The sequence below is a fragment of the Pannonibacter sp. SL95 genome, from assembly GCF_026672425.1.
GTDB lineage: Bacteria > Pseudomonadota > Alphaproteobacteria > Rhizobiales > Stappiaceae > Pannonibacter.
The window spans coordinates 292,626-308,018 of record NZ_JAPPRC010000003.1; the positions used below are offsets into that span (position 1 = coordinate 292,626).

A 15,393-nucleotide genomic window follows, 5' to 3' on the forward strand; every position below is an offset into this window, starting at 1 on the left:
TCGCAGCGTCCCGTCAGTTCGCCGGCACCGCCGACAGCTGCCGGAGCACGATCTCGTGCAGGCGTGGATCGCCGCTGGCAACAACGCGACCGCCATCGGTTGCCGATCCACCCGTCCAGCTGGTCACGACACCGCCCGCACCTTCGATGATCGGGATCAGGGCGACGATGTCATAAGCCTGCAACCCGCTTTCGATCACGAGATCGGCAAACCCGGCCGCGACCATGCAATAGGCGTAGCAGTCGGTGCCGTAGCGCGCGAGCCTGGTCTGGGCTTCGATGCGGTCATAGGCAGCCAGCTCCAGCGGCTTCAGGATGCGAGGGGTGGTGGTGAACAGCACTGCGTCGGCCAGTGACGCGCAAGGCCGGGTGCGCAGCTGGCGCGTGCCCAGTGGGCCGCTGTACCACGCGCTCTTGCCGTCGCCAGCATAGGCCTCGTTGACATAGGGCTGCGCCATCATGCCGAGGCTCGGCTGGTTGCCTGATTTCAGGCCGATCAACGTTCCCCAGGTCGGCAGGCCGGTGATGAAGGAGCGGGTGCCATCGATCGGATCGAGAACCCAGACGTGTTCTGCATCGGCGCGCTCAAGGCCATATTCCTCGCCAAGGATGCCGTGATCGGGATGCTCTGCGTTGATCAAGGCGCGCATCGCCGCTTCGCCGGCGCGGTCACCTGCCGTCACGGGGTCAAATCCGCCATCGAGCTTGTTGTCGATGGCACCGTTGGTCCGGAAGTGAGGCAGGATTGCCTGCCCGGATGCCGCCGCCAGCCGCTCGAGGAAGGGATACAGGGTATGCTCGATCTGCATATCAGTATTGCGCATAATGCATGACCTAAGGCTGCGCGACAGTCAGTCGGCGGATCTATGAGGGTTCGGCGGCAGGAATCCTATTTATTTCAGCACACTAATAAAATGCCCGCCGATTCTCTGTTTACCCTTTTGCTTCCTTTGGCGTCAAAGGCAAAGCCTACGCAATCTGCCGTAGGTCTTGACGTTTGTGCAGTGCGGTGCGAACTTATTGCGGCGCGATACAGCGATCCTTCGTTGTAGCCGCCGCCCTCCTTGGGCGTTTCCTCCCTAGACTCGGGCCGCCTCGTTTTGAGCGGCCCTTTTTTTATGCCGCGTCTGGGCTCTGTCGTTGTGCAGATGCGAGAGGGGGATTCTTACTCTGCGGCCATGCGCAGGGGAAGCAAGGGGGCGTCCGGCATGCTGGTAAGGTCCTGCAGGACTTCCATCAGATCAAGCGCCAGCCTGTCCATCCCGACTGTCGGCTGATGCAGCCGTTCGTCCATGTAGAGACCGCGATTGATCTCAAGCTGCAGCGCGTGCAGGCCCTTGGCAGGCCGGCCGTAGTGCTCCGTGATGAACCCGCCTGCGTAGGGCTTGTTGCGGCTGACGGTGTAGCCCTTTGCCTTCAGCAAGGATGCGGCCAGATCCGTCAGTTCGACCGGGCAGCTGGTGCCGTAGCGATCACCCAGGATGAAATCAGGCCGGTTGCCCGTGGTCTGGCATCTGACGCTGGAGGGCATGGAGTGGCAGTCGATCAGCACCGCAAAGCCGAAGCGCACATGCGTCTGTGCCAGCAGGCGGCGCAGGGTGTTGTGATAGGGTTTGTAGAGCGTCTCGATCCGCTCCATCGCCTCGTCGACCGTCAGCCGGTGCGCGTAGATTTCCTGAGATTCGCTGACAATGCGGGCGATGGTTCCAAGGCCGCCGGCAACCCGCAGGGATCGGGTGTTGGCGTAGGGCGGCAACCGCCCCTCGAACATTTTCGGATCAAGCTCATAGGGCTCGCGATTGACGTCGAGATAGGCGCGGGGGAAACGGACACGCAGCAGCGGCGCACCCATGGGCACCACGCCGGCGAACAGGTCATCGACGAACGCATCCTCCGAGCGGCGAATCGCCAGGCTGTCCAGTCTGGAGGCGTCCAGGAAGCTCTGTGGATAGGAGGCGCCGGAATGTGGGGAGTTGAACACGAAAGGCAGGCGCTGCTCGGCTGGCGCGAGAATTTCGAAAGGCGGTTCCTCGCGGAAATCCGTAACGATCTTCATGCTTCCCCCTCGCGTGTGCGTGCCTCGCTCTCCCCAACGCACTGTTGAAGCTCATATCTTTCCAATGAATCGGCCAGTCTGTCCACACCTGAGGCGGCTTTGTTACCCAACTTGCGCTTCACTCTATCTTTACGGCGACCTGAAACACTAAAATGCAGTGAAACGGCCATCCGCACGGATGGTCAACGATCATTCGGAGTTTGACGGTTGTCCCACATGTCGCGAATTCTTTTGGCGGAAGATGACAATGACATGCGCCGCTTTCTGGCCAAGGCGCTGGAAAATGCCGGCCACGATGTCGTGTCCTTCGACAACGGCAAGAGCGCTTACGAGCGGCTGCGCGAAGAGCCCTTCGCGCTGCTTTTGACCGACATCGTGATGCCGGAGATGGACGGGATTGAGCTTGCCCGCCGGGCAACGCAACTCGATCCGGATCTCAAGGTCATGTTCATCACGGGCTTCGCTGCCGTGGCGCTCAATCCGGATTCCAACGCGCCGAAAGACGCCAAGGTCCTGTCCAAGCCCTTCCATCTCAAGGACCTTGTGCAGGAAGTGGAGCGCATGCTGGCGGCCTGAGGGCAAGTTTCCACAGGCAGGGGGTCTGTTGCGAATAGTTTGACGGGTTCGAAAAAACGCCTCTTGCGCAGTCCCCGGATACCCGTTATACGCACCTCCACCGCAGCGCTTCAGGCGCTTGGTTCCGAAGTTTTCGGGCGTGTAGCTCAGCGGGAGAGCACTACGTTGACATCGTAGGGGTCACAGGTTCAATCCCTGTCACGCCCACCATTCTTGCGGACGGGAAAGCGAAAGCTTTCCCCGAAGCGGGTAGCGGGAGGACTTCATGGCGCAAGGTTTGCGCCGGGGGAAATCCCACCGCCAGTCCATGCGGGCGCTTAAGCGCCCGTTTCTTTTGAGTAGAACAGCAGGGCCCTTCCGGGGACAGAACGATGAAAATCAAGAACTCGCTCAAGGCGCTGATGGCTCGTCACCGGGAAAACCGCATGGTTCGCCGCAAGGGCCGCGTCTACATCATCAACAAGAAGAACCCGCGCTACAAGGCCCGCCAGGGCTGAGCTGGGGATGGCTCCCGGTTTCGTGAGCCGCCTTGTTGCTTTCAAGGATTGACCGCCGCGTGAAGCTGAGGATACTTGGCTCATGCGGCTTTTCTTGTTTCTGACCCTCTTTTGCCTGTCCCTGCTGCCCGTGGGCGGCGAGGCGCAGCCTGTCCCGCCCGGCTCTGACGAGCCCAAGGCCGAGGACCTCGGCACATTGCCCGAAGCGCCGGCTCCAGATGAGCCGAAGACGCGCGCTGCCGAAGAACCCCAGATCGAGACCCTGTACCGGCAACTTGCCGCGGCGAGCGGCGAGGACGAGGCCAAGCGGATCGCGCGGCGGATCCAGCTCATCTGGCTGAAATCCGGCAGCGACACCGTTGACCTGCTGATGGAGCGCGCTGCGATCGCCTTGAAGGGGGAAAACTATCCCCTGGCGCTGGACCTCCTCGACACCGTCGTGACCCTGAAGCCCGACTATGCGGAGGGCTGGAACCGCCGCGCCACGGTCTATTACATGCGTCAGGACTTCGGCCGCTCGCTGGCGGACATCGAGCGCGTGCTGGCGCTTGAACCGCGCCATTGGGGCGCTCTGTCAGGTCTTGGCATCATTCAGCGGCAGCTGGATCAGGAAAAGCGGGCGTTGGCGACGTTCAAGGCTGTGCTCGATGTCTATCCGATGCTGGACACGGCAAAGAAGGCTGTCGAACAGCTCGAGACAGAGCTGGCTGGGAAGCCGACCTGACAGCGGAAATCATCACCAGCCTGAACCGTCTCTCGCCATGCCCGCGCGGACGTGCCGTCATTTTCCGGCTGCTCCTGATGAACCCTCGCAGCCCTTCCTGCGTAACAGAACAGGTGCAGCGCACGCGCCAACCGTTCCAATGTGATGGCTCTTTCCTGTCTGCCCGCATCACCGGCCTGAGTTTTCCATGCAATTCTTGCTTCTGATCCTCGTCTTCCTTGCGCTCTATACCGAGTTCCGGCGACGGCAATATGAGCGCGTCAATCCGCCGGCAGGCCGGTTGATCGAAGTGGACGGCGCGCGGGTGCATGTTCTGGAAGAGGGCGCTGAGGGCCTTTCCGGCGCGCCTGTGGTGCTGTTCGTCCATGGCGCCAGCGGCAACCTCCAGGATCTTCGCCTGGCCTTTCGCGGCCGGTTTTCGCAGCACATCCGGTGTGTCTACATGGACCGACCAGGTCTTGGCCATTCCGAGCGCCGCTTGCACAGGCGCGCGAGCCCGCGAGACCAGGCCCGGCGCATGCTCGCGGCGATGACCGAGCTTGGGCATGCCTCCTTCACGGTGGTCGGACACTCCTTTGGCGCAGCTGTTGCTGCTGCCATGGCGCTGGAGGCCCCTGGCCGCGTTACGGGCCTCGCGCTCCTGGCCCCGGCGACGCATCCGTGGAATGGCAAGGTCGCGTGGTATTACCGGCTGGCGGCTGCGCCTGTCATCGGCTGGCTGTTCTGCCGCCTGATTGCGCTGCCTGTCGCGGAAAGGGTTGCGCCGGCCTCGATGCGCCATGTCTTTGCGCCTGATCCGGTTCCGCAGGATTACGACAGAAAGATCGGTCTCGCGCTCCTGTTCCGGCCGGAGAGTTTCCGCTCCAATTCCTGTGATCTGGCAGCCTTCAACGGCCATCTTGCGGAGCAGGCGGCGCAGTATCCGCAGATCACCCAGCCGGCGGTCATTGTCACGGGTGATCAGGACAGTGTCGTCTGGCCGAGCATTCACTCACGCGGGCTCAAGCGGGATCTGCGCGCTGCGCGGTTGATCGAGCTGCCGGGAGCCGGGCACATGCCGCAGCATGCCCACGCGCCAGAAATTGCCGCACTCATTCTCGATCTCATCCCTGCCAAGGCGAGCGCCGAGCCGGGAACCGAGAGCCGCAATGTCAATGTTTCAATGAGTTGATTTAGGAGAGCCGATGGCTCTCCTGTCCCGGACCATCGCATAGCTGCGTCCGAGATGGCGCGGTTCACGCAGCAGCACGGCACGAAATGAGACGGCCCGCCGAAGCGGGCCGTTGAATGGTGTGTCGGCTCGGTCTCAGAGACCCGACTTGCCGTCGCTGCCCACGAAGGCGATGCGCAGCATGTTGGTCGAACCGGGCGTTCCGAAGGGAACGCCGGCGGTGATGATGATCCGCTGGCCGGGCTTGGCGAACTCTTCCTGATGCGAGATGCGGCAGGCGCGGTCGACCATGTCCTCTTCGTCGTTGGCATCCTCGCTGACGACGCAGTGCAGGCCCCAGGCCAGCGCAAGGCGGCGGGCGGTGCCGACAACCGGCGACAGCGCGATAACCGGCGTCGACGGGCGTTCGCGGGCTGCACGCAGGCCGGTGGCACCGGAGGAGGTGTAGCAGACGACAGCCGCAAGGTTCAGCGTCTCGGCGATCTGGCGGGCAGCGGCCGAAATGGCATCGGCGCCCGTTGCTTCCGGATCCGTGCGCTGCGCATGGATGATGCTGCGGAAGTTGCTGTCCTGCTCGACCTGCTGGGCGATCTTGTCCATGGTGCTGACCGCTTCCACCGGGAACTGGCCCGCGGCGGATTCGGCCGACAGCATGATGGCATCGGCGCCTTCGAACACGGCGGTTGCCACGTCGGAGACTTCGGCGCGGGTCGGAACCGGTGCGGTGATCATCGATTCGAGCATCTGCGTTGCCACGACCACCGGCTTGCCGGCACGGCGCGCGGCGCGGGTGATGCGCTTCTGCAGGCCTGGAACCTGTTCCAGCGGCATTTCCACGCCCAGATCGCCACGGGCGACCATGAGGGCGTCGGACAGTTCAATGATCTCGGCAAGACGGTCAATGGCCTGCGGCTTCTCGATCTTGGCGAGAATGCCGGCGCGGCCACGCACGATCTTGCGCACTTCGGCAATGTCGTCCGGACGCTGCACGAAGGACAGGGCGATCCAGTCGACATTGGCGTCGAGCACGGCGAGAACGTCCTTGTGGTCCTTCTCGGTCATCGCGCTGAGGGCGATTTCGGAGTCGGGAACGCTGACGCCCTTCTTGTCGGAGAGCTTGCCGCCGACTTCCACGCGGGTGAGGGCGCGGCTCGCGGTGCATTCCGTCACCATCAGACGGATCTTGCCGTCGTCCAGCAGCAGGCGGTGGCCCGGCTGCAGGGCCTTCAGGATTTCCGGATGCGGCAGGTGCACGCGGTTGACGTCGCCCGGGGTCGGGTCGGCATCCAGCACGAAGCTCGCGCCGTCGACCAGCATGACCGGGCCATCGGCGAACTTGCCAACGCGAAGCTTCGGGCCCTGAAGGTCGGCCAGAATGCCGATCGGGCGCTTGACCTTCTCTTCCACAGCGCGGATCCGCGCGACCAGTTCGCGCATCAGATCATGGCTCGAATGGCTCATGTTGATGCGGAAAACATCCGCGCCCGCACGAAACAGCTTCTCGATCATCTCCGGATCGGAAGAAGACGGGCCTAGAGTTGCAAGAATTTTTACCCGCCGGTTACGTCTCATCGCCCGCCTGTCCCCTGTTGTACCGGTTCAGTCAGTTGAACCGTCCAGTTGCTCTGTTCACCTGTGTCGATCTCGAAAAATCCAGTGCGCTCATGTCCGCGCGCAACACAGTCTTCAATCCCGCGAATCGTGAATTCCTTTTCGCGAGTGCACATGTACGCGCGTCCACCCCATTCGCCAAACTGATCGTAGTCGACAGCGTAAATGTAATAGAAGCGTGACACGAGTGCGCCTGGCACCAGAACCTCACAGCTGTTTGGCCCGAGGTTCCACCAGCCTTCCGTCACCCAGTCTGTCTTGTCCTTGTATCCGATCGCAACGCCGACCTTGCTCTCGGTCTTGTTACAGAGGCGCAAGTCAGCCTTGGCCTCGCTTGTCAGCAGCGACAGAAGAACCATGCCAAAAACGAAGGGCAGGATACGGCTCATCAGCTGGCAAAGCTCGGCCTGCCCGCGCACGTATCGACGATACCCTTCTTTTTTCATCTGTTTCGCTCGTCTTGCGGCGTTCAGCTTGCCCGTTTTGCGGGGCTCATCAGCGCTTGTCAACGATCACGGCCCTGAAGTCGTTGACATTTGTGAAGGTTGGTCCGGGTGTCAGCAGATCGCCCAGACGCGAAAAGAACCCTGTGCTGTCGTTTCTGGCCAGAAATGCGGCAGCATCAAGACCCAGCGCCCGCGCCCTGGCCAGCGTGCCGGGATCGATCATCGCACCGGCCGGGTCAGACGCATCGCCCCGGCCACCATCCGTTCCGTCGGTGTCGCCAGCAACAGCTGCAATGTCCGCAGCGCCATCAAGGGCCAGCGCCAAGGCTAGCGCATATTCCTGATTTGGCCCGCCGGTGCCATCGCCGTGGATTGTAACGGTAAGTTCCCCGCCCGAGAGGAGCACTGCGCGGCGGCCGTTGTCGGCAAGGTGCCGGGCCAGCGATGCGTGTTCGCCCGCCCGTTCGCGCGCTTCGCCTTCAAGACTGTCGCCGAGGAGATGAACCTCATAGCCTGCAGCCTTTGCAACAATGGCGGCATTGGCCAATGACAGCGCAGGCCGGGCAACGAGCGTGTAAACGGCACGGGCAAACACCGGATCATCAGGCCCCGGCGTCTCGTTCTTCTCGTCGGCCAGCGCTGCGGCGATGGAGAGCGGCAAGGTGATGCCAAGGCGCGTGCAGATGTCGCGGGCATCGCTGAGCGAGGTGGGATCACCCACTGTCGGGCCTGAGCCGATGACAGCAGGATCATCCTGCGGCACATCGGAGATGGCCAGTGTTGTCAGTCGGACACCGTCCGGAACCGCTCTCGCCAGCCGCCCGCCCTTGATCTGGGAGAGATGCTTGCGGATGCAGTTCATCTCGCGGATCGTCGCGCCGGAGCGCAGCAACTGCCGCGTCAGTTCCTGCTTGTCGGAGAGCGGGATGCCGGACGCCGGGGCGATCCAGTTGGCCGAAGCACCGCCCGACAGCAGCACGACCACATGATCGTCAGGTCCTGCGGAGGCTGCCATTTCAAGACAGCGCAGCGTCGCAGCCACTCCCGCCGCGTCAGGCACAGGATGACCGGCTTCGACCAACTCCAGATGCCTGGTGGGCCGGCCATAGCCATGGCGCGTGACACCAAGACCGGTGAGCCGGGACTTCGGAACGCCGACCGTATCGAGGTAATGCGCTTCGGCAACCGCAATCATCGAACCGGCAGCCTTGCCGGCGGCCAGCAGGATGATGCGGCCATAAGCACCTGGGTCCGGCAGATGCGGTGGCAGGGCCGTTTCGGCCTTGGCTGCTGCGACTGCCGTGTCGAAAAGCGTATGCAGCAGTGGGGCAAAACGGATATCTATGGCCATGCCTTGCCTGTTGGTTGATGCGCAGGGTTGCTCTATTCCTTACGCAACGTGGCCTTCTGCGTCACCTGAATAACGATCCTCAGCTCGTAAAGTCCCCCGATCAATGCCGAGTTTTCCTCCCGCGTCCGAGCCCTTCGAGACCTTTGCCGGCAACATGGCCGGCGGCCTGCTTTTGTTGTGCGATCATGCCCGCAACAGCATTCCGGCCGAGTATGGCGACCTGGGCGTGCCGCCAGAGCAGTTCGAGCGGCACATTGCCTATGACATCGGCGGGCGTCCGCTGACATTGGAGCTGGCGCGCCGGCTGGCGGCACCCGCCTTGCTGACAACCTATTCGCGCCTGCTCATTGACCCGAACCGGGGCGAGGATGATCCGACGATCGTCATGCGCCTGTCGGACGGAGCCGTCGTTCCGGGCAATGCGAAGATCGATGCAGCAGGGCGCCAGGAGCGGATCGAACGGTTCCATCGGCCCTATCACCAGCTGATTTCCCGAACGCTGGACGAGATGCTCGCTGTTGCTGCGCCGCCGGTGATCGTCTCGCTGCACAGTTACACGCCTGTCTGGCGCGGGACACCACGGCCCTGGCATGCGGCTGTGCTGTGGGACAGTGACCCGCGCGCGGTGACGCCCGTGCTTGAAGGCCTGCGGGCTGAACCGGGCCTCGTTGTGGGCGACAACGAGCCCTATGATGGCGCCTTGAAGAACGACACCATGTACCGGCATGGAACCCTGCGTGGGCTCGCCCATGTTCTGATCGAGGTGCGGCAGGATCTCATCGCTGACGACGCCGGGGTCATGGCCTGGGCAGATCGACTGGAGCCGATTCTGGCGGCCTTGCCGGCTCGGGCTGACGCTCGGCAGATCCAGCATTTTCCGTCCCGGGCGGACGACTGACCGCTTCGCCTCGCTTGCCTCAAGACAGGAGCTTAGTCATGGCCCTTGATGACACGACCCGCACCGAACTCGAAGCCGCTGCATTTCGCCGCCTCGTTGCCCACCTGCAGGCGCGCACGGATGTGCAGAACATCGACCTGATGAATCTCGCCGGTTTCTGCCGCAACTGCCTGTCCAACTGGATGCAGGCGGAAGCCGAGGCGCGGGGGATCGACATGACCAAGGATGCCGCTCGCGAGGCTGTCTACGGCATGCCCTATGAGGACTGGAAGCGCCTCCATCAGGCTGAGGCGAGTGCCGAGCAGAAAGCGGCATTCGCCGCCCGTGAAACCGGGCACTGAACCGCCATCGGTCACCCGAACCGGCTTGACCGTCGGGTGAGAAACTGGCACGGCAGTGCACCCAGATTTCACCGGCCGGATTGCCCGGCCATGAGCTTCAGCGATAGGAGAGCGATCCCATGACCACAGATCCGGGCGGCGTCGCCGCGGACCAGCTCCGGGCTTTCGTCGAGCGCATCGAGCGTCTCGAGGAAGAAAAGAAAGTCATCTCCGATGACATCAAGGACGTCTATGCCGAAGCCAAGGGCAACGGGTTTGACGTCAAGATCCTGCGCAAGGTGATCTCCTTGCGCAAGAAGCAGCCGCATGAGCGTGAAGAGGAAGAGGCGATCCTCGACCTGTATCTCCAGGCCCTCGGCATGCATGGCTACATCGGCAACGAGTGAGCCGAAACGCCTTGAAGGTAACCAGAAAGCGGCCCATGTGGCCGCTTTTTTGTTGTTCGGGGCTGCAGAAAATCGATTGGTGTCATCAACTCTGTTGTTGTGCGTTTTGCCTGATCCTTGCGTTCAGGATGACGATGATCTTTCGCATGAGGGCGGCGATTGCGAGGATTGGCTTCTTCCCGTTGTTGATAAGCCTTTGATAGACCTCCTTTAATGGCCCGTTTGCGCGGCTTGCGGACAAGGCGGCCATGAAGAGGGCCGGCTTGACGGTGGAGCGTCCGCCGTGCATCCGGCGATATCCCTTGAGGGTTCCGCTGTCCTTGGGATGAGGGGCGACCCCGGCGAGGCTTGCGGCCTGGCGCCGGTCCATCGTTCCCAGTTCCGGCATGGTTGCGGCGAGGGTGATGGCGGTGCGCTTGCCCACGCCCGGCAGGGAGCAGCAGACCTCGATCCGGCGGGCGAGCTGCGGCGAGGCGTCGACGAGCGCCTCGATGGCGGCGTCGATGGCCTCGATCTCGTGCAGGATCGCCCGCAGGATGACCTGGCAGGAGCGGCGGATGATCGCGATGCCAGGTCCCTCTCCGGGGATCTTTGAGCGGTTCTGCTCGGCCACCTTGAGGGCGAGAAGCTCCTGACGGCGGGCATTGAGGCTGGCGAGTGTGCTCTGGGTCTCATCGGTCGGCGTGAACAGGGCGAGTGTCTTCCAGCGCTCCTCGCCATAGCGGGCCAGAGCCTGGGCATCGATGGCGTCTGTCTTGGCAAGACGGCCGAAGGACCGGCTGAATGCCTTGACCTTAACGGTATCGGCCCGGTGGCAGGCAAGGCCTGCTGCCGTCAGTTCGCCCACCAGCAGGCGCTCGTGGCCGCCGGTCGGCTCCAACACGCACAGGCAGTCGGCCGACAGGCCTGTCAGCGCCTTGCGGATGCTGGCGGAGCGGTTGGGGAAGGTCGTGACACGGCCGGTGGCGGTGTCGAAGGCGGTGATGCTGTCCTTGGCGACATCGAAGCCGCAGACATGGGCGGGAGGCTGCTGCAGGGCGGGCATGGCCGTGCTATCCTTGACGTGCTTCGGATTGTTTGCGGGCGTGGGTGTCAGCCAGAGGCCCAATCAACTCTCCAAGCGGGAAAAGGGAAGCGTCAGGGAGCCATGATGACAGCGGGTGAAAACCCGACCCCGGGACGGTCGCCTGACGCTGAAGCTGCGGGTTAAGGGTCGCAGCTTCCCCTTTACCCTAGCACCTCGGACAACAAACAACCCCGGGCGTAGCGCAGCGAAGACCCGGGGACTACTCGTTCGCAGAGCAAGCCAATGCGATCTCGGCGCCATATGCCGCGTCGGTAGCATCCAGCGCCCCACGGCTCTTTGTGACGTGCACATTGCCGCTCTGGAAACGAGTTGGCCCCGGCTCGCGCTCCGCTTGGCCGGGGTGACGACTGTGAGGACGGGATTTCTTAAACAAAAAGGGCGGCCAGTGGCCGCCCTTTGAACTGTTTTCTGTCGAAGCCCGGATCAGCGGGAGTAGACCACCGGGAGCACCGTGATCGCTGCGCCCGTGAAGCTGTCCGCACGCAGGTTGTCATAGGGCTGCGCGGCGAAGCCATGCTTCAGGAAGCGGTTGCCACTCTGCAGCAGCGGCTCGATCTTGCGCTGGTTCGGATGGCTCATGTCGGCGAAGGTCATGCTGCGCAGCGTCGAAGTGCCGGAGATCAGCTGCGGTGCAGACTTGTCCGGAAGGCTGGCAAAGCCGGCCAGCGGATCGACAATCACCGGAGGCGGTACGAGACCAGAGACCGTGGCTGCCGGCTTGGCTGGCTTCTTGCGGTCCTTGGCCATCTTGGCGGCGGCGGCCGCTGCCTTGGCCTGCAGCACCTGCTGCGTCGTCAGCTGGGGCGCGGTCGCGGCCGGCGCGGCATAGGCGAGCGTGCTGGTGCCGAGCTGCGGCTTGCGGGCCGGTTCGGTGCCAGTCACGGCAGCAATTGCGGCCATCGGATCGGTTGCCGGTGCGATCGGCGCCGGGCGGGGTGTCGCGACCGCTGCTGCAGCCAGAGCGACCGCGAGGTCCTTCGGCTTGGCGGAGGGCACGGAGACCGCAGCCGGTGCGCCTGCCTGGAGCAGCGCCGGGCCAGTGCTGGTCGCCGCAGGCTCGGCCTCTTCAGCCGTGCGTGCATTCGGATCGGCGGCAGCCACCTGGAACGGGATCGAGGTCGGGACCGGTTCGCCAGCCTCACGCGGCTTGCTGCGCGGCGGGGCGGCGGCGATAACTTCTTCTGCCGGTGCAGCAGGTGCCGGCTTCGGCGCGCTCTGCTGGGCGGCCACGGCGATGGAGGCGGCGTCTTCACGCCAGGGGCCTGTTCCGTCGCTGCCGGGCGCTGCGGACGCTGCGGCGTCGGTTTGACCGGGGCGGATTCGCCATCCGCCGATGCCTGTTCGACGTCGTCGTCTTCACCCGAGAACAGGCTGGCAAGGAAGCCGCGGCTATTGCCGGCTGCGGGGCGCACGAGGTCACCGTTGTCGCCTGCGGTCAGGATCTGGCCGCTGGTGGTCGAGCTGCCGCCTTCTTCCTCTTCGCCGCCACCGGAGGCGATGACAATCTTGGAGTTGCCGCGGCGACCAGACTTGATGTCGGCCAGCGCCAGTTGATAGCCCGCCATCGGCTTGCCATCGGACGGAATATGGACAGTCTTGCCGTCCGGGAAGACCTGCGCCAGCTGCTGCCGGCTCATCTTCGGCCAGTGGCGCACGCTGCCGGTGTCCATGTGGACGAAGGGCGAGCCGGACGTCGGATAGAAGCCGACGCCGCCGACCTGCTTGCGCAGGCCTGTGGCGCGCAAGGTGGTCAGATTGACACCGGGAATAAAGAAATCCATCGCCTTGCCAAGCGAGTGCTGGCTGTTCTTCGCGACGCCGCGCGAGCGGGAGCGCAGCATGTTGTTGGTCGCCGGCGAGCGATAGCTGGAGACAACATGGATGTAATCGCCGCCACGCACCTGCTGGTACACTTCCCAGACCAGGTCGAGCAGCTTGGGATCGATGTTGGTGATCTCGTTGCGGCGCCAGTCGCGCAGGAAGCGGTTGGCGTCACGCAGACCCGAGGGAATGTAGCGACCATCCTTCTTGAAGGTGATCTGCACCCGTTCCTTGGTGTGCGTGTTGTACAGCTTGAGGGTACGGGTCTCGGCCTGGGCTGCCGACTGATCCGGCGCCACAACCGAGGGCCCAACGAAGAACGCACCCATGACACACATCAGGGCAGCAAACCGCTTTACCCTGGCCAAGGCGCTGCTTCGGACTAACCGTTCACGCAAATCACATCTCGCAGTCTGAAGGCCTTGCAGCCAATACCCACCCCCCGGTGACAAGGATGAGACTAGCCGCCTCAGGTTAAAAACTTTTTACCGTGTTTTCATCTGGGTCCGCAGAGTGGCCGAAATGCAACGACCTGTCCAGTATGTGATATTCAGGGTCTTGAAAATGGTAAACCACTGAAGAATATCGATCTTTGGATTTTTCGCGCTGCGCCGCCTGATGCGCGCATCGTCGATAGGGGCGTTAGTGCCCCAAAAAAACCGGGGCAACTTCGCAGTCAAATCAGAAAGCTGTGAATAAGTCCGTTATTCTGCAGCGTCCTGGGCCGTTCCGTCGTCAAGGCCATAGTCCTTGAGTTTGCGGTACAGGGTCGAGCGGCCGATGCCGAGACGGCGGGAGACTTCCGTCATCCGGCCGCCGTAGTGACTGATGGCGGACCGGATCATTTCCTCTTCCACTGCTGCCAGCGTCCGCATGTGGCCATCATCGTCGAGGCTGCGCATGAAGCCGAAGGGAGCCGTCGTGCCGTTGCCGCCGAAGGTCGGTTCGGCGCTGACCGGACCGGTGGAGGTCGACGGAGACACGGCCGGGGCACGAGCCGGGCGTTCCAGTTCGGGCGGCGGCAACGGATGGTCGATCGCGGCCGCGACCTGGGGAAAGTCCTCGGCAACGAGCTGGTCTCCGTCGCACAGGACTACAGCGCGGAACACGGTGTTCTCAAGCTGGCGGATGTTGCCCGGCCAGGAATAGGCCTGCAGCATCTGCAGCGCATCGGTGCTCAGGCCAGAGACCTGGGTCTTGCCTTCTTCCGCCGCAAAACGGGCAAGGAAATGCCGGGCGAGGGCGGGGATGTCCTCCCGGCGGTCGCGCAGCGGCGGGATCCAGATCGGGAACACGTTCAGACGGTAATAGAGATCCTCGCGGAACCCGCCTTCCTTGACGAGATCGATCAGCCGGCGATTGGTCGCGGAAATCAGCCGGAAATCGACCTTGACCGGCCGGCGCGAACCGATCGGGTCAATCTCGCCTTCCTGTAACGCGCGCAGCAGCTTGACCTGCACGTCCATCGGCAGTTCGCCGACCTCGTCCAGGAACAGCGTGCCGCCATGGGCCTCCTGGAACTTGCCGACATGCTTGTCGACAGCACCGGTGAAGGCGCCCTTCTCGTGGCCGAACAGGATGGACTCGACCAGATTGTCCGGGATCGCGCCGCAGTTGACCGTGACGAAAGGACGGGATTTGCGTTCGCCGGAGCCCTGGATCGCCCGGGCGATCAGTTCCTTGCCGACGCCGCTTTCGCCCTCGATGAGGATCGGAATGTTGGAGGAGGCGGCTCGCTGGCCGAGGCGCAGCACCCGCTCCATCGCCGGCGACCTCGTGATGATGTCATTGAAGGTCAGCGTCCCGGTGGTCCGCTTGCGGATCCGGGTCAGCTCGCCCTCAAGCGCGGAGACCTTCATCAGGTTCCGGATCGAGACTTCGAGCCGCTCCGGCGCGACCGGCTTCACGACGAAATCCTGCGCCCCGGCGCTCATGGCGTTGACGACCGTGTCGATGCCGCCATGGGCGGTCTGCATGATCACTGGCACGGCGATGCGCTCGGCCCGGATCTTCCGCAGCGCGCCGAGCCCGTCGAGCTCCGGCATCACCATGTCCATGATGATGAGATCGATGTCGGCCCCTTCCGGCCCGGTCATGATGCGAACGGCCTCAGCTCCATCCTCGGCGGTGCGGGCGCGATAGCCGAAACGCGTCACGGCTTCCTGCAACAACCGGCGCTGGATCGGATCATCATCGACAATGAGAATGCGCCCGCTGGCTGACTGCATGACTTTACTGCCTGGGTGTGGTCGTGATTGTCTCAATTCGGGTCATCTTGATCGGTAACGGGTAAACAAATCGTCCATGGTTCTGAACGTCCCGGGGATAAGGGCGATTGCCGGACACCGGTCTTCCGCCCTAAACAGGAAGAATGAACGGAACGAGACGGGCGGGTTGGCCCGTCTGCAGGACAGGGAACCGCCCGGCGC

At 63.3% G+C, this 15,393-nt stretch carries 16 protein-coding genes and 1 tRNA gene; 8 read left to right on the forward strand and 9 right to left on the reverse strand.

Going from position 1 to position 15,393, the window contains the following annotated elements:
* Nucleotides 1-13: 13 nt before the first annotated feature.
* Both hisN and OVA12_RS01935 read right to left on the reverse strand, forming a co-directional pair.
* The gene (hisN, locus tag OVA12_RS01930; protein WP_268133982.1) at nucleotides 14-823 is read right to left on the reverse strand and encodes a histidinol-phosphatase; all 810 of its coding nucleotides are present in this window, start codon (nucleotides 821-823) and stop codon (nucleotides 14-16) included.
* A gap of 341 nt (nucleotides 824-1,164) precedes the next feature.
* Entirely contained in the window at nucleotides 1,165-2,055 is an 891-nt protein-coding gene (locus OVA12_RS01935) for an N-formylglutamate amidohydrolase (RefSeq protein WP_268133984.1), read from the reverse strand.
* A 216-nt stretch (nucleotides 2,056-2,271) separates the two neighbouring features.
* On the opposite strand from OVA12_RS01935, the gene cpdR reads away from it, so the two are divergent.
* The 5 genes from cpdR (at nucleotide 2,272) to OVA12_RS01960 (ending at nucleotide 5,023) form a co-directional block, all read left to right on the forward strand.
* Nucleotides 2,272-2,631 (forward strand): cell cycle two-component system response regulator CpdR, encoded by a 360-nt coding sequence (gene cpdR / locus OVA12_RS01940; RefSeq protein ID WP_019964837.1) that lies wholly within the window; start codon nucleotides 2,272-2,274, stop codon nucleotides 2,629-2,631.
* A 135-nt stretch (nucleotides 2,632-2,766) separates the two neighbouring features.
* A tRNA-Val gene (locus OVA12_RS01945) sits at nucleotides 2,767-2,841 on the forward strand.
* 161 nt (nucleotides 2,842-3,002) lie between these two features.
* The gene (ykgO, locus tag OVA12_RS01950; protein ID WP_106751477.1) at nucleotides 3,003-3,128 is read left to right on the forward strand and encodes a type B 50S ribosomal protein L36; all 126 of its coding nucleotides are present in this window, start codon (nucleotides 3,003-3,005) and stop codon (nucleotides 3,126-3,128) included.
* Between the two features lie 82 nt (nucleotides 3,129-3,210).
* Entirely contained in the window at nucleotides 3,211-3,852 is a 642-nt protein-coding gene (locus OVA12_RS01955) for a tetratricopeptide repeat protein (RefSeq protein WP_268133990.1), read from the forward strand.
* Nucleotides 3,853-4,039: 187 nt separating this feature from the next.
* On the forward strand, nucleotides 4,040-5,023 hold the full coding sequence (locus OVA12_RS01960) for an alpha/beta fold hydrolase (protein ID WP_268133992.1): 984 nt from the start codon (nucleotides 4,040-4,042) through the stop codon (nucleotides 5,021-5,023).
* Between the two features lie 135 nt (nucleotides 5,024-5,158).
* Here OVA12_RS01960 and pyk read toward each other — a convergent pair whose 3' ends face one another.
* The 3 genes from pyk to OVA12_RS01975 form a co-directional block, all read right to left on the reverse strand.
* Complete coding sequence (pyk, locus tag OVA12_RS01965; protein ID WP_268133994.1) at nucleotides 5,159-6,595, reverse strand: pyruvate kinase; 1,437 nt, start codon at nucleotides 6,593-6,595, stop codon at nucleotides 5,159-5,161.
* Complete coding sequence (locus OVA12_RS01970) at nucleotides 6,592-6,993, reverse strand: DUF1036 domain-containing protein (RefSeq protein ID WP_268136964.1); 402 nt, start codon at nucleotides 6,991-6,993, stop codon at nucleotides 6,592-6,594. Before OVA12_RS01970 ends, pyk begins: the two co-directional genes overlap by 4 nt.
* 136 nt (nucleotides 6,994-7,129) lie before the next feature.
* Nucleotides 7,130-8,431 carry a glycerate kinase type-2 family protein gene (locus OVA12_RS01975; protein ID WP_268133996.1) on the reverse strand — a complete coding sequence of 434 codons (1,302 nt, stop codon included), beginning with the start codon at nucleotides 8,429-8,431 and terminating at the stop codon, nucleotides 7,130-7,132.
* Nucleotides 8,432-8,534: 103 nt separating this feature from the next.
* On the opposite strand from OVA12_RS01975, the gene OVA12_RS01980 reads away from it, so the two are divergent.
* From OVA12_RS01980 to OVA12_RS01990, 3 genes are all read left to right on the forward strand, one after another.
* Nucleotides 8,535-9,329, forward strand: a complete 795-nt coding sequence (locus OVA12_RS01980) for an N-formylglutamate amidohydrolase (RefSeq protein WP_268133998.1) — start codon at nucleotides 8,535-8,537, stop codon at nucleotides 9,327-9,329.
* A gap of 38 nt (nucleotides 9,330-9,367) precedes the next feature.
* On the forward strand, nucleotides 9,368-9,670 hold the full coding sequence (locus OVA12_RS01985; protein WP_268134000.1) for a DUF1244 domain-containing protein: 303 nt from the start codon (nucleotides 9,368-9,370) through the stop codon (nucleotides 9,668-9,670).
* A 119-nt stretch (nucleotides 9,671-9,789) separates the two neighbouring features.
* A complete protein-coding gene (locus tag OVA12_RS01990) occupies nucleotides 9,790-10,056 on the forward strand; it encodes a DUF2312 domain-containing protein (protein ID WP_106751470.1) in 267 nt (88 codons plus the stop codon).
* Between the two features lie 85 nt (nucleotides 10,057-10,141).
* Here the strand turns inward: OVA12_RS01990 and OVA12_RS01995 are convergent, their stop codons facing one another.
* The 4 genes from OVA12_RS01995 to OVA12_RS02010 form a co-directional block, all read right to left on the reverse strand.
* A complete protein-coding gene (locus tag OVA12_RS01995; RefSeq protein ID WP_268134003.1) occupies nucleotides 10,142-11,101 on the reverse strand; it encodes an IS110 family transposase in 960 nt (319 codons plus the stop codon).
* 465 nt (nucleotides 11,102-11,566) lie between these two features.
* Complete coding sequence (locus OVA12_RS02000) at nucleotides 11,567-12,043, reverse strand: hypothetical protein (protein WP_268134005.1); 477 nt, start codon at nucleotides 12,041-12,043, stop codon at nucleotides 11,567-11,569.
* On the reverse strand, nucleotides 12,022-13,293 hold the full coding sequence (locus OVA12_RS02005) for a DUF882 domain-containing protein (protein ID WP_268134007.1): 1,272 nt from the start codon (nucleotides 13,291-13,293) through the stop codon (nucleotides 12,022-12,024). The genes OVA12_RS02000 and OVA12_RS02005 overlap by 22 nt, the downstream gene beginning before the upstream one ends.
* A gap of 375 nt (nucleotides 13,294-13,668) precedes the next feature.
* Nucleotides 13,669-15,192, reverse strand: coding sequence for a sigma-54-dependent transcriptional regulator (locus OVA12_RS02010; RefSeq protein WP_268134009.1), 1,524 nt, complete (start codon nucleotides 15,190-15,192; stop codon nucleotides 13,669-13,671).
* Nucleotides 15,193-15,393: the final 201 nt, after the last annotated feature.

Coding starts and splice junctions, on each gene's coding strand:
- OVA12_RS02010 (WP_268134009.1), bottom strand. CDS start 15,192: ATGCAGTCAGCCAGCGGGCGCATTCTCATTGTCGATGATGATCCGATC.
- pyk (WP_268133994.1), bottom strand. CDS start 6,595: ATGAGACGTAACCGGCGGGTAAAAATTCTTGCAACTCTAGGCCCGTCT.
- OVA12_RS02005 (WP_268134007.1), bottom strand. CDS start 13,293: ATGGGTGCGTTCTTCGTTGGGCCCTCGGTTGTGGCGCCGGATCAGTCG.
- ykgO (WP_106751477.1), top strand. CDS start 3,003: ATGAAAATCAAGAACTCGCTCAAGGCGCTGATGGCTCGTCACCGGGAA.
- OVA12_RS01990 (WP_106751470.1), top strand. CDS start 9,790: ATGACCACAGATCCGGGCGGCGTCGCCGCGGACCAGCTCCGGGCTTTC.
- cpdR (WP_019964837.1), top strand. CDS start 2,272: ATGTCGCGAATTCTTTTGGCGGAAGATGACAATGACATGCGCCGCTTT.
- OVA12_RS02000 (WP_268134005.1), bottom strand. CDS start 12,043: ATGGCCGCAATTGCTGCCGTGACTGGCACCGAACCGGCCCGCAAGCCG.
- OVA12_RS01975 (WP_268133996.1), bottom strand. CDS start 8,431: ATGGCCATAGATATCCGTTTTGCCCCACTGCTGCATACGCTTTTCGAC.
- OVA12_RS01980 (WP_268133998.1), top strand. CDS start 8,535: ATGCCGAGTTTTCCTCCCGCGTCCGAGCCCTTCGAGACCTTTGCCGGC.
- OVA12_RS01970 (WP_268136964.1), bottom strand. CDS start 6,993: ATGGTTCTTCTGTCGCTGCTGACAAGCGAGGCCAAGGCTGACTTGCGC.
- OVA12_RS01985 (WP_268134000.1), top strand. CDS start 9,368: ATGGCCCTTGATGACACGACCCGCACCGAACTCGAAGCCGCTGCATTT.
- OVA12_RS01935 (WP_268133984.1), bottom strand. CDS start 2,055: ATGAAGATCGTTACGGATTTCCGCGAGGAACCGCCTTTCGAAATTCTC.
- hisN (WP_268133982.1), bottom strand. CDS start 823: ATGCGCAATACTGATATGCAGATCGAGCATACCCTGTATCCCTTCCTC.
- OVA12_RS01955 (WP_268133990.1), top strand. CDS start 3,211: ATGCGGCTTTTCTTGTTTCTGACCCTCTTTTGCCTGTCCCTGCTGCCC.
- OVA12_RS01995 (WP_268134003.1), bottom strand. CDS start 11,101: ATGCCCGCCCTGCAGCAGCCTCCCGCCCATGTCTGCGGCTTCGATGTC.
- OVA12_RS01960 (WP_268133992.1), top strand. CDS start 4,040: ATGCAATTCTTGCTTCTGATCCTCGTCTTCCTTGCGCTCTATACCGAG.